Annotated in this window: 9 protein-coding genes; 5 read left to right on the forward strand and 4 right to left on the reverse strand. The window is 69.7% G+C overall.

The window, feature by feature from the left end:
• Window positions 1-271: 271 nt before the first annotated feature.
• Window positions 272-2221 carry an MFS transporter gene (locus tag AC0699_RS30225; protein WP_478666639.1) on the reverse strand — a complete coding sequence of 650 codons (1950 nt, stop codon included), beginning with the start codon at window positions 2219-2221 and terminating at the stop codon, window positions 272-274.
• A 147-nt stretch (window positions 2222-2368) separates the two neighbouring features.
• A complete protein-coding gene (locus tag AC0699_RS30230) occupies window positions 2369-4864 on the reverse strand; it encodes a hypothetical protein (RefSeq protein ID WP_478666643.1) in 2496 nt (831 codons plus the stop codon).
• A 354-nt stretch (window positions 4865-5218) separates the two neighbouring features.
• On the opposite strand from AC0699_RS30230, the gene AC0699_RS30235 reads away from it, so the two are divergent.
• From AC0699_RS30235 to AC0699_RS30245, 3 genes are all read left to right on the forward strand, one after another.
• Complete coding sequence (locus AC0699_RS30235; RefSeq protein WP_469767120.1) at window positions 5219-5938, forward strand: GOLPH3/VPS74 family protein; 720 nt, start codon at window positions 5219-5221, stop codon at window positions 5936-5938.
• 245 nt (window positions 5939-6183) lie between these two features.
• Window positions 6184-7041 (forward strand): helix-turn-helix domain-containing protein, encoded by an 858-nt coding sequence (locus AC0699_RS30240; protein WP_453668696.1) that lies wholly within the window; start codon window positions 6184-6186, stop codon window positions 7039-7041.
• Window positions 7042-7255: 214 nt separating this feature from the next.
• A complete protein-coding gene (locus AC0699_RS30245; RefSeq protein WP_453668697.1) occupies window positions 7256-7456 on the forward strand; it encodes a DUF397 domain-containing protein in 201 nt (66 codons plus the stop codon).
• Window positions 7457-7681: 225 nt separating this feature from the next.
• Here AC0699_RS30245 and AC0699_RS30250 read toward each other — a convergent pair whose 3' ends face one another.
• The gene (locus tag AC0699_RS30250) at window positions 7682-8509 is read right to left on the reverse strand and encodes a hypothetical protein (RefSeq protein ID WP_478666652.1); all 828 of its coding nucleotides are present in this window, start codon (window positions 8507-8509) and stop codon (window positions 7682-7684) included.
• A gap of 81 nt (window positions 8510-8590) precedes the next feature.
• Here AC0699_RS30250 and AC0699_RS30255 point away from each other — a divergent pair, with 81 nt between their 5' ends.
• Both AC0699_RS30255 and AC0699_RS30260 read left to right on the forward strand, forming a co-directional pair.
• Window positions 8591-9373, forward strand: coding sequence for an SDR family oxidoreductase (locus AC0699_RS30255; RefSeq protein ID WP_478666655.1), 783 nt, complete (start codon window positions 8591-8593; stop codon window positions 9371-9373).
• A gap of 213 nt (window positions 9374-9586) precedes the next feature.
• Window positions 9587-11161: a sodium:solute symporter family protein gene (locus tag AC0699_RS30260; RefSeq protein WP_478666656.1), complete on the forward strand. Its 1575-nt coding sequence runs from the start codon at window positions 9587-9589 to the stop codon at window positions 11159-11161.
• A 119-nt stretch (window positions 11162-11280) separates the two neighbouring features.
• Here AC0699_RS30260 and AC0699_RS30265 read toward each other — a convergent pair whose 3' ends face one another.
• On the reverse strand, window positions 11281-12396 hold the full coding sequence (locus AC0699_RS30265) for an ADP-ribosylglycohydrolase family protein (RefSeq protein ID WP_478666659.1): 1116 nt from the start codon (window positions 12394-12396) through the stop codon (window positions 11281-11283).
• Window positions 12397-12464 lie beyond the last annotated feature (68 nt).

Below are 12464 nucleotides of genomic sequence, written 5' to 3' on the forward strand. Positions count from 1 at the left end.
CCCGGTCCCCGGGCGCGCCGTCAGCAACGTGCCCCCCCCCGGACAAGCGAGAAGCGGAAGGCCGGGCGCGACAGCGGCGACCAGCGGGACGTCGATCACCGTCTGGAAGGCCACTCCGGGCGGTGGCACCTCTTCTGCCGCCCCGAGGACTGCGATGTCGAGTTCGCCGGCCAGGGCGCACCCGGCTCCTCGGTGGCCGTGTCCCTGCTGTCCACCGGTCTGCTCGCCGGAGCCTTCGGCTACGGCGCCGCGCGGGGGCTGCCCAGCCGCCTCACTCCTCCGCGTCGCGCAGCTCCTCCGGGCACGGTGTCCCGCGCGGGAGCTGATACGGCGCTGCCAGGCGGTAGACGCCCGGGCGCGGGGCGAGGAGTTCCGTCCATTCGTCGCCCGCCGCGTCCTCTTCCGCCTTCATGAGGCAGCCGGACACGTTCACGAACGTCTTCGGCGCGTCGTCCTCCCGCAGCTTCGACGCCTCCGTCTCCTCCGGCTGCTCCACGCTCCGCCCCTCCCCGTCGACGAGGCCGAGCCACGGCGAGTACGGGATGCGGATCAGCACCCGGCCCGCCGTCTTCACATGGATCGTGAGCTCACCGGCGCCGGCCCGGTCCACCGTCGCCGGCGGATCGGCCAGCGGCATCGGGTTCCGGACGGCGAACAGCTGCCAGTTCGCGTCGGACCAGACCCGCTTCAGATACGGCTGGCCCTGTTCGATCAGCTCCGCCTCCTGCCCGCCGCCCGAGTCCGGTTTGCCCGTCGGCAGCACCACGTAGTGCACGGCCCAGCGGTCCAGCCATTCGCGGTAGTTGGCCGCGCTGAGGGTGTCGTCGTAGAAGAGCGGGTTGCGCTCCATGTCCGCCTGCCGGTTCCAGCCGCGGGCGAGATTGACGTACGGCGCGAGCGCCGACGCCTCCCGGTGGCTGCTGGCCGGGACGACCTCGACGCGGCCCTTCTCCGCGCCGACCTCCTGGAGCTCGTTCACCAGCGGCGCGAGTTCACGCGTCCAGGACGCGGCCGGGGCCGTACGGACGATGTCGTCGACGCTCTTGAAACCGATCCAGAAGTTGAGCCCGGCGAAGGTGAGGACCAGCGCGTACCACCTGCGGGAGCGCGGCACGGCGTACGGCAGCGCGGCCAGCAGCACCACGCCGGCGAACAGCATCGCGAGCCGCGAGACGTTCGACCCGATCTGTGAGTCGACGAGGAAGGTGAGGAGGGTACCGAGGGCGTACACCGCCGCGGCGGTGCGGACCGTCCGCCAGTCCTTCGGTACGAGGACGAGCACGAAGACCCCGAAGAGGAACGGCAGCGACGTCGACGCGAACGACATCGGCTGCGTACCCGAGAACGGGAACAGCCACGCCGACAGCGCCACGACCACCACCGGGGCGAGCCCGAGCGCGTACGCACCCGGCCGGCGCCGGTTCAGGAACAGCGCCGCCGCGACAACTCCGAGGAACAGCCCGGCAACCGGACTCGACGCGGTCGCGAGACCCGCGAGCGGCGCGGCGACGGCGGCCTTCGCCCACCGTTTGTAGCGCCACCGGTGCGGCCAGCAGAACACCGCCGCGACCGCCCCCAGCGCGAACATCATCCCCAGACCGAACGTGACCCGCCCGGACAGCGCATTGCACAGGAACGCGAACACCCCGGCCAGCGCGCAGGCCAGCGGGTTACGGACGGCACGGACGCGGGTGAGGATCAGCGCGGTCAGGGCGGCGGAGAGCGTGCCGACGACCATCATCGTCGTCCGCACGCCGAGGAGGGACATCAGATACGGGGACACCACGCTGTACGAGACGGGGTGCATGCCTCCGTACCAGGCGAGGTTGTACGCGGAGTCGGGGTGCCGGCCGACGAACTCGGCCCAGGCGTCCTGCGCGGCGATGTCACCGCCACTGTTGGCGAAGAAGAAGAACCAGAGGAGATGGAGGAACCCGGCGAGGACCGTCGCGACGAGGACAGGATGGCGGCTGAGGCGCGCCCAGAGAGCGGACGGAGCACGCTTGGGCTCCGTCGAGGAGTTCTCGGAGGCCGAGGAGGTCTCAGAGGCCGAGGAGGTCCCGGAAGTCGTGGATGTCTCGGAAGCCGCGGAACTCGTAGAAGTCTCGGAAGCCGAGGAGGCCTCGGAGCGGAATGCGGGCAGCCCTATTCGCGGCCTCGCTGTTCGCGGCCCCCTCGCGGCGATGCTCTCGTCCGCACGTGTCGGCTCGGCGGTGGTCACTGCGGCTCCCGTGGTTCGCTTCCCGTGCTCGAGGACGCCGTCCCGGCTTCCGCAAGTTGCCCCGGGGTCCGGATCCGGGGACGCTAGCACGGTGCCGATGCGGCGGACGGGGGCGCGAAAGATCGTGCCCCCGTCCGGCCGCCGATGTCAGCCCAGGCGGGTCAGCTTGGCGCCGAACCCGGGTTCCACGAGCTCGTCCTGCAGCGCCACCGGCACCGTCACCTGGCTTGCGCCCTGGCCCACGGTCAGCGAACCGACGACCGTGCCGGCCGCTGCGGCGTGCGGCAGCGCCTTGCCGCCGTTCGTCAGCTTCAGCTTCACCGTCAGGCCCGACCAGCCCACCGCCGCCACGTCCTTCGTGGCGACGACCGGCACCGAACCGCCCAGGCCGTCGTCGACCGTGCCGACGACCTGGCCCTTCTTGACGATCGTCGCGGACTTCAGCGCGTCCTGAGTGGCGAGCATGAGGTCCTTGCTCGCCTTGATCGCGGTGCCGAGGATCGGGACGTCGTGCTGAGCGAGCACGGCACCGACGATCAGCTGGTCCGTGTCGCCGACCATCTTGTGGGCGGCGAAGAGGAGGTTGCCGCCCGCCTTGGTGGTGCTGCCGGTCTTGATGCCCAGCGCGCCGTCGAACGGCGGCAGCTCGTTGTAGTTCCGCCATTCCGTGCCGGACGGGTCCGTCCACTTGGGCAGCTTGGTGATGTCCATCAGGGCCGGGATCTCGACCAGCTTCAGGCCGAGCTTGACCTGGTCCTCGGCGGTGCTGACCGTCGTCGCGTTCAGACCGGACGGGTCCGTGTACGTCGTGTTGGTCATGCCGAGCTCCTTGGCGGCGTCGTTCATCTTCTTGACGAACGCCTCCTCGGAGCCCGCGTCCCAGCGGGCCAGCTGGCGCGCGATGTTGTTGGCGGACGGGATCATGATGGCCGACAGTGCGGCCTTCAGGCTGATCTTGTCGCCCTTCTTGACGGTGTTGAGCGTCGACTCGTTGTCCGTCTTGTCGAGCTGTCCCTCGGACTCGCCCTTGGCGTCGATCTCGATCATCGGACCCTCTTCGCCCCGCTTCAGCGGGTGGTTCTTGAGGATCACGTACGCCGTCATCGACTTGGTCACGCTCGCGATGGGCACCGGCGTCTGCTCACCGGAGCTGCCCAGCGCACCGAGCCCGGACGCGGCCACGTAGGCCTGCCCCTTGGCGGGCCAGGGCAGCGTCGGGGCCGCGCCGTCGAAGGTGTACGTCGGCTTCGCCGTCAGCGACAGAGCGGGGGCCGGCAGCGGGCGTACGGCCTGCACGACCGCAAAGACGATCAGGAGCAGCACGACCAGCGGCGTCCAGATCTTGACCCGGCGGACCGCGGTACGGACCGGGGTCTGAGGCGGCGGCGGGGTGTTCGTCAGCTCGGCGAGCAGATCGAGCGGCGGCCTGGGCGGCAGCGGCTGCTGCTTGGTCCGCTCGGCCTCGGTGAGCGACGCGGGGGCGGCGGTCTCGGGGGACGCGGCGGCGGGGGACGCGGCGACGGGCCGTGCGTCGTCCCGGCGGAGCGGCACGAACTGGCTGGTCCGCTCGGCCTCGGGCTCGGGCGTGGACTTGGGCGCGGAGTTGGGCGACTTGGGCTCGGACTCGCGCTCCGGTGCCGGCTTCGGATTCGGCTTCGCGGGCGGCGGGGTGACCCTCAGCGCGGTGGTCTGCTCGGGCGCGGCGTCCGGCTTCGGCGTCGACTTCGCGGGCGGCGGGGTGACCTTCAGGGCGGTGGTCGGCTGATCCACGGCAGGCCGCGGCAGCGCCTTGAACACGGCGGTCGGCTGGTCGACGGGCCGGTCGACCGACTCATCTCCCCCATCGCCCTCGGCCGCCTCCTCAGCGGCCTTCTGCGACGCCTTCAGGGCAGGCTTGTCGTCCTGCTTGTCGTCCTGCTTGGCACCGGCCCAGCTGGGCACCCTGGCGTTGCCCTCGTCGGCGTCGTCGGCTTCGTCGGCGCCGTCATGGGGCTCGTCGGCGTCGTCGACCGCCTTGCGGGACGCGGGAGCCGCGGTCTCCTCCTCGGGACCGTCCGAGTCCGCGGCGTCGTCCTCGGGCTCGGCCGAGTCGTCTTCGGCAGCCTCTTCGGCCGGAGCCGAATCGTCTTCTTCAGCCTCAGCTTCAGCCTCGGGCTCAGGCTCGGCTTCGGCTTCGGCTTCGGCTTCGGCTTCGGCTTCGGCGGGAGCGTCATCGGCCTCGGCCGTCGCACCTTCCGCCTCGTCGGCGGCAGCGTTCGCCTCCGGCCCCTCCGGGCCGTCCGCGTCACCGGTGACAGCGTCGTCGCCGGAAGCGCCCTCACGGGGCGTCGCGTCCTCGGTGGACTCGGCCTTGCCCTCCGCCGTCTCCGCCGTCTCCGCCGCCTTCGTAGCCTCCGTGGAGACCCACGCCGCCACCGCCGCACGGAGCCGGGCATCGCCGGCCGGCGTGTCCTCCGCCGCGTCGCGCTCAGCCGCCGAAGCGGATTCGGAACCGGATTCGGAGCCAGTACCGGATTCGGAACCGGAACCAGTACCGGATTCGGAGCCGGAACCGGATTCGGGCTCCGGGGCGTCCCCGTCGCTGTCCGAAGACGACGGCTCCGCGGCCGACGTCTCCGAAACCGACGGCGGCGTCCTGAACACGGCCGTAGGCTGGTCTACCCGTCCCTCGGTGGGCGCCCCCGCCGAACGGGCCACGGCAAGCCGCGGATCACGTTCGCTCGGAGTCGTCTCCCCCGACGACTTCTGCTGCTCCGACTTGTCGGGGGACTCGCCCGCCACCGTGCCTCCTCCATGCGCCATGCTCGTGCACCGCCGAAGCGATGTCACCGCCGTCATCGCTGTCCGAACCATCTACCAGTGTCCTGTGTGAGCACTTGGCCCCCGTGCTAGACGAGAACGACATACCTGCCGGTTCCCGTACGAAGCACCCAGGCGCTCTCGACAGACCAATGTGAGAGGGGTCACCCTGTCATTCATCCACGCGGGGAGGCATGGATGGGCAGGAGCCGCAGAACTATTCCGGAGGAGCTTCTGCTGCTCGCTCTGGACCCGGCCACGGGTACCACAGCGCAGCCGCAGTCGCTCGACCTCGGCCTGGCCGGAGCACAGCTAGTGGAGCTGGCTCTGGCAGGACGGATAGCCCCAGACGGGGATCGTATCGCCGTGGTGATGCCACGGCCGACAGGAGATCCGACACTGGACTCCGCACTGGAGCTGTTGCGCAGACGCGGCAGCCCGGTTCGGGCCGTCCACTGGATCGGCGGGCCCCGGCTGGGGCTGCGCCAGACCTACCTTTCGCATCTGGAAAGGTGCGGCATGGTGCATGCCGTTGCCGGACAGATGTGCGGGGTGCTGCCGACGACTCGCTATCAGGCGACGGACACGGCGATCAGCCGGGAAATCAGGGCCCGGCTGGACAGTGCGATCCGCACCGGCGTACCGCCGGACCCGCGGACCGCGGCGCTCGCCGCGCTGGCCCACGCGGTCGGTCTCGGCAAGCACCTCTACCCCGGCAACGAGGGGCGGTCCTCCCGCTCCCGGCTCCGGGATCTGATCAGGCACGACCCCATGGGCGGTCTCGTGGCGCACGCCGTGATGGACGTCCAGAACGGTGCGGCCGCACAGCCCCGCCGTAACCCCGCAGCGGGCGGCCGCCAGTCGGCCGTACCGATGCAGCCGCGCCACGGGACCATGGCCCGCGTCGCCGCGCACTGAACAGCACCAAGCACCAAGCAGCACTGAGCAACACGAAGCAACCACACCGCCGCACCGCCGTCGTCCCCAGACCCGGTTCGGGAGCCGCACGAGTGCGCGGGGCAGTCGACACGACTGCCCCGCGCACTCACTTTGTCCCCCGCATTGTGCGCGCGTGTCGTCATTTCCCAGCGCGGCCAGCACCTTTGGTGGCAGTCTGCTGAGACGTAGATACGCACAGCAACAAAGCCGGAGGTGCAGTTCCCGTGGCGTCCAACGTCAACCCCACCGTCAGGCGCCGCCGTTTGGGTCAGGAGCTGCGCCGGCTCCGCGAACTCAAGGGCATGACCGCGGAGGAGGTGGCGGAGCGCCTGCTCGTCTCCCAGTCGAAGATCAGCCGACTGGAGAACGGCCGGCGGTCGATCAGCCAGCGCGATGTGCGCGACCTCTGCGGGGTGTACGAGGTCGAGGACCACCGGGTCGTCGACTCGCTCATGCAGATGGCCAAGGACTCCCGCCAGCAGGGCTGGTGGCATGCCTTCGGCGACATCCCGTACAGCGTCTACATCGGCCTGGAGACGGACGCGGCCAGTCTCCGCGTCTACGAGCCCCAGATCGTGCCCGGACTGCTCCAGACCCGGGAGTACGCGGAGGCGCTCATCACCGGCGCGCTGCCGGAGACCCCGGTCAGCGATGTGGAGAAGCGCGTCCAGGTCAGGATGCGCCGGCAGGAGCGGGTCGCCGCGCCCGAGAGTCCGCTGCGGCTGTGGGCCGTGGTCGACGAGGCCGCGCTGCGCCGGGTGGTGGGCAACAAGGAGCTGATGCGCGAACAGCTCGAGTACCTGGTGGAGCAGTCGCAGCTGCCCCATGTCACGGTCCAGGTGCTGCCGTTCAGCATGGGCGCCCATCCGGGCATCACCGGTCATTACGCCATCCTGGAGTTCCCCGACACCTCGGATTCGAGCGTCGTCTACATCGAGGGCGTCACCAGTGATCTTTACCTGGAGAAGGCGAATGACGTCCACAAATACACCGTGATGTACGAGCATTTGCGGGCCCAGGCACTGAATGTGGACCACACCCGGGAGTTCATCGAGGACATCGCCAAGACGTACGCGAAGTAACGTACGAACGCCCCTCGCGGGCCGTACAAACTCCACATGGGAGGCGCGAGGGCGCACAGTACACCTTCGCGACCTTTTCCCGGAAGAGCACATTGGAATATGCCATCCGGTCGAGTGAACGGACGTTCTCATCCGTCGAGCGTGCCAAGTAGCGTCGTGATCACGCCGTCAAGAACGTCGGCCGCACCGTCGAAACACGGAACCGGAGAAAGACATGGCTATTCACCAGGGCGCCACGGACACTTGGATCAAATCCTCCTATTCCGGCGGAAATGGCGCATGCGTCGAAGTCAAGTCCCCTGTCGTGCAGGCGATCGCCGTACGGGACTCCAAGGCTCCCGAGGGCCCGTCCATCACCTTCGTTCCCGGCTCGTGGACCGCGTTCGTGCACGGAGTGACCAAGGGTTCGCTCTAGAGGTTCCACCGGCAGGACGGATCTCGGTACCCACAGGCCCCCGGTACAGACCGGACCACGGTACTCACGGGATCCCAGGACAGACCGGATCCGGCGAGCAGCCGGATTCAACGAACAGAGCCCTCTCGACTGGTCCGCCGTCCCGGCCGAGGGGGCTCGGCCCTGTTCGGCCCTACTCCACCCACTCCGCCCCCTTCGGCCCCGCTCAGCCCCACGCGGCGCCGCTCAGCGCAGCTCGTCCACATAGCGGTCCGTGCCCGGCACGGTCGGAATGAACGGCGCCACCAGTTCGACCCTCCCGAGCTCCCCCGCGTCGAGATCCGCGAAGTGCTCGTCCCAGCACTCACGCGGATCCCGCTCCAGGAACCAGAGCAGCGTCAGCCGCGTGTCGACGCCCTCCACCTGCTTCACGTACGTCATCCGGTCCAGCGGCAGCGGTGTCGGCCGGAAGACCGTCACCATCGCCGCCGGGGAACCGGCGAGCCGCCTGGGCAACTCCCTCGACCGCAGCCGTACCAGCAGCTCGGCCCGCTGCTCCGGCCCCTCCGCGTCGATCACCTCGACGACCAGCCCCGCGTACGGATGGTCGAGTGCGTGATAGTCGCGAGGCCCCGCCGCCCCGTCCCGGTACACGGTCGCCGCATGGTCCTGGAAAGCGGTGAACACATGCGTACGGGCCTGATGGACGCGGCCGTCGCGGTTCAACCGCTTGTTGATGCCGACGGTCCACTTCATGTGGTCGTCGTAGCGGCCGTCGGTGATCCAGTAGGTGGAGATGTAGCAGCCGGCCGTCACCGGCTGGGCGACCGCCGACTTCTCGGGGTAGCGCAGGAGCTGCAGCTCACGGGTCGCCACCCAGCGCCGGCCGGCGTACATCCACGGCATGGCCATCGCGCCCGCGTAGTAGTGGTCGTCCTCGTACCAGCGGTTGTACGCGTACTCATGGCCGGGATGCGGTTCGACCATGGTGATCAGGGCATGGCCCGGGTGGACTCCATAGGGCCCGACGGCGGCCAGTTCCGCATACACCTCGGACCGGGTGTCCTCACTCACGACGCTCCCCTTCCCTCATCCGGCGGACAGACCTACTCTGACGCACCGTCAGATGAAGAACCAGAGCCGGGAGGCGCCGAGATGCTGCTGCAGGGGAAGACCGTCATCGTGTCCGGCGTCGGCGCCGGGCTCGGACACCAGATCGCCGCAACCGTCGTACGGGACGGGGGAAACGCCGTTCTCGGCGCCCGTACGGAGGCGAACCTCGCCAAGACCGCCGCCGAGATCGACCCCGAGGGCGCCCACACCGCCCACCGACCCACCGACATCACCGACGAGGCACAGTGCGAGGCCCTGGCGGCGCTCGCGGTGGAGAGGTTCGGGGGCATCGACGCGGTGGTCCATGTCGCAGCCTGGGACAGCTACTTCGGCGGCCTCGAAGACGCCGACTTCGCGACCTGGCAGGAGGTCGTCGACGTCAATCTGCTGGGGACACTGCGCATGACCCGCGCCTGCCTGCCCGCACTCAAGGAGCGGGGCGGCTCGGTCGTCATCATCGGCACACAGTCGGCGGTGGCCGCGCCGTCCCAGGTGCGGCAGGCGGCGTACGCGGCATCGAAGGGTGCGCTCACCTCCGCGATGTACTCGCTCGCACGCGAGCTGGGACCGCACCGGATCAGGGTCAACACCGTCCTGCCCGGCTGGATGTGGGGGCCGCCGGTCCAGGCGTACGTACAGTTCACCGCGCACACCGAGGGGGTCCCGGAGTCCGAGGTGCTCGGCCGGCTGACCGAGCGGATGGCGCTGCCGGAGCTGGCGACGGACGGGGACGTCGCGGAGGCCGTGACGTTCCTCGCCTCCGACCGGGCCAGGGCGATCACGGGCCAGTCGCTGCTGGTCAACGCGGGAGAACTGATGCGATAACTGATGCGATAGCGCACAGCGCTCGCCACCCGGGCCGCACCGGCGAACATCGCCGCGTGCGGCCCTTTTTCACTTTCCCGTTGATCACGAGTGTGAACCGAGGTCAATAATCCGAACAGTTTTACTTGCTCTTGACTCTTCGACGCGTTGTCGCAGCCGCTCAAATGGCCACACCATGAACGGCGTTCACAAGGCGGACCCCTGGAGGGGGACATGAACAGTCTCGACTGGACCGTGCTCATCGGCTACTTCGGCGTGATGGTCGCCATCGGTATCTGGTCCCACAAGCGTGTGGACGACGTCAGCGACTTCTTCACGGCCGGCGGCAAGATGCCGTGGTGGCTGTCGGGCATCTCGCACCACATGTCCGGCTACAGCGCTGTCATGTTCACGGGTTACGCAGCCATCGCCTATACGTACGGCGTGACGTCGTACGTCACCTGGTCCTTCCCCATCGCCGTCGGTATCGCCATCGGCTCCCGGCTCTTCGCCCCACGCCTCAACCGGGTCCGTTCACGCCTGCACGTCGCCTCACCGCTCGAATACCTCAAGAGCCGCTACAACCTGCCCACCCAGCAGGCCCTCGCCTGGTCCGGCGTGCTCCTGAAGATCGTCGACGTCGGCGCCAAGTGGGCGGCCATCGCCACCCTGCTCTCCGTCTTCACCGGCGTCTCGCTCAACATGGGCATCCTGATCACCGGTGCGGTCACCGCCGTCTACTGCACAGTCGGCGGCCTGTGGGCGGACGCACTCACCGAACTGGGTCAGTTCATCATCCAGTTCGTGGCCGGCATCGCGATGCTGATCGCCGTCATGGCCGAGCTCGGCGGCTTCAGCAGCCTCTGGAACGTCTGGGACGAGCCGGTGATGTCCGGCCACACCGAGCCGCTGGCGGGCCCGTACATGATGGTCTTCCTGATCGCGTACCTCTTCATCAAGACCTTCGAGTACAACGGCGGGATGTGGAACCAGGCCCAGCGCTACATGGCCACCGATTCGGCCAGGTCCGCCGAGCGCTCCGGACGGCTGTCCGCCCTGCTCTGGCTGATCTGGCCGCTGGTGCTGTTCTTCCCGATGTGGGTGGCGCCGGTGATCCTGGCGGACGAGAAGAACGTCGTCCCGGCCGACTCGTACGCCATCATGGCCGAACAGCTGCTGCCGCACGGCCTGCTGGGCCTGGTCGTCGTGGGCTTTTTCTCCCACACGATGGCAATGTGCTCCTCCGACGCCAACGCGATCGCGGCGGTCGTCACCCGCGACATCATGCCCGCCGTCTCCCGCAAGGTCCGGGAGTGGGACACGCGCGCCGGACTGCTCGCGGCCCGCTGGTCGACGCTCCTCTTCCTCGGCCTGTCGATGGCCATCGCGACCCAGGTCAACTCGGACTTCTTCGGTGACATCATCACCGTCGTCATCAAGTGGGTCGCGGGTCTGATGGGCCCGATCGCGATCCCGCTGATGCTCGGCATGCTCCCGTGGTTCCGCAGGAGCGGCCCGACGGCGGCGCTGCTGAGCTGGGGCCTGGGCCTGGTGACGTTCTGGCTGGTGAACTACCCGATCAGCTGGAACGTCGAGGGCGGCGTCCCGCTGCAGTACCAGGTCTCGATCCCGCTCGCGGTCTCGCTGCTGCTCTTCGTCCTGATCGGCTACGTGAAGCCGGAGGACACCCCGGAGCGGGACGGAATCCTCGCGCAGCTCAACCCGGGCGGGGACGGGGAGGGCGCGGCAGCCGTCCCGCAGCCGGCCACGGCCGGCGACACGGTGACGCAGCCGGCCGCGAAGGAGTAGCCGGCTCGGTGATCAGGGGTGGGCGGGGCCGGTACGGGCCCGCCCACCCTCTCTGTCTTGGTGGCGTTTCTGTCTTTGGTGGCGTTGGTGACGTTCCGTCTTCGGTGACGTTCCGCGGTTCAGCCGCGCGGGTAGCGCTGCAGCCAGCCCTGGGCCGAGACCGCCGGGCCGTGGAGGGCGGGGCCCTGGGTCATCTCCATCGCGAAGTCGTCGGCGAGTTCGAGGATGGTGGGGCGGCCCTCCAGCTCCGCGAGCCAGGCGGGCGGCAGGGCCGTTTCACCGTGGAGGGCTCCCAGGAGGGCGCCGCAGACGGTGCCGGTGGTCTGCGAAGGGCCGTCGTGGTTGACGGCGAGGCGCAGGCCGTGGCGGATGTCCTCGCTGACGAGGGTGGCGTAGACGGCGACGGCGAGGGCGTCCTCGGCGTTGTTCGGGTCGCCGAGGGCGGCGATACGGGCGGGGCTCGGGATGCCCTGGCGTACGGCGCCTAGGGCCTGCTTCAGGGCGTCGGTGACGGGCTGGTGGCCGGGGCGGGGCGTGAGCAGGGCGAGGGCGCGCTGGACCGAGCCGTCGACGGTCTCGCCGCGGGCCAGGCCGTGCACGATGACGGCGAGGGCGCCGGCCGAGAGATACGCGGTGGGGTGGCCGTGGGTCTGCGTCGCGCACTCGACGGCGAGCTGGCAGACCAGCTGCGGCTCCCAGCCCACGAGCAGTCCGAACGGCGCGGAACGGACGAGGGCCCCGGCGTCGCGCGCGGTGGGGTTCTTGGGCTTGTCGAGGGTGCCGAGCGTCTCGTCGCCGAGTCCGGTGAGACAGGCGGGGGCCGGGTCGCGGCGGGCGTACAGCCATTCCTCGCGGGCCAGCCAGCCGTTGTCCTTGCGGCGCTCGTCGGGCCCCCAGTCGCGCTGGGTGGCCGCCCAGCGCAGATGGGCGCGGTGCACATCGGTCGGGGGATGCCAGGCGCCGGTGTCGCGGCGCACCTGGGCGCGTATCAGCCCGTCGACGGTGAAGAGGGTCAGCTGGGTGGCGGCGGTGACGGCGCCGCGGCGGCCGTACGCGGGGACGAAGTCGGTGACACCCTCGGGGCCGTGACCGGTGCGTATCTCCTCGACCGTGAGCTCCGCGATTCCGGCGCCGAGCGCGTCGCCGATGGCCGCACCGAGCAGACAGCCGCGCACCCGGGCGCGGAAGTCCTGCTGTTCGGCACGGCCCCAGACGGCTGTGGCTGCTGTCGTCACGCGGTGTCCCCTCCCCTCTCGTGCGCAGCACTTTAATCGACCGCATGAGATCGGTTCATGGGCGGAAT

Source organism: Streptomyces sp. NPDC043870 (assembly GCF_056435785.1).